Raw genomic sequence first — 485 nt, 5'->3', positions numbered from 1 at the left:
AGCAGCTATGGATACCGCCGGGCTTCGCCCATGGTTTCGTGGTGCTCAGCGATTACGCCGAGTTTTTGTACAAAACCACCGATTACTACAACCCCGCTGCCGAGCGCTGCATCGCCTGGGACGACCCGGCCCTGGCCATCGACTGGCAATTGGGCGGCCTGCAGCCGCAGTTGTCGGCCAAAGACCAACAAGGCAAGCGCCTGGGCGAGGCGGAGCTGTTCGAATGAACATCCTCATTACCGGCGAAAACGGCCAGGTAAGCCGTGCCCTGCAAAGCGCCTTGGCCGGGTTGGGTAACGTCAAGGCCCTGGGCAGCCAAGCCCTGGACCTGCGCGACGGTGATGCGATCCGCCGCACTCTGGCCCGTGAGCGCCCGGGCCTGATCATCAACCCGGCCGCGTATACTGCGGTAGACCAAGCCGAGAACGACCGCGACACCGCCTGGGCGATCAATGCCACCGCCCCCGGCATCCTCGCCGAGCAAG

General features: G+C 64.5%; 2 protein-coding genes. Both read left to right on the top strand.

What is annotated here, in order from left to right; translation table 11 throughout:
- A partial coding sequence (locus HAQ05_RS28115; protein WP_190427705.1) for a dTDP-4-dehydrorhamnose 3,5-epimerase family protein occupies positions 1-227 on the top strand: 227 nt, incomplete at its 5' end.
- Positions 224-485, top strand: a 262-nt coding sequence (locus HAQ05_RS28110; RefSeq protein WP_190427704.1) for a sugar nucleotide-binding protein, incomplete at its 3' end; no start/stop codon positions are given. The genes HAQ05_RS28115 and HAQ05_RS28110, both read left to right, overlap by 4 nt.

The organism is Pseudomonas typographi (genome assembly GCF_014694385.1).
Taxonomy (GTDB): Bacteria; Pseudomonadota; Gammaproteobacteria; order Pseudomonadales; family Pseudomonadaceae; genus Aquipseudomonas; species Aquipseudomonas typographi.
This window is presented reverse-complemented; position numbering and strand designations above follow the sequence as displayed.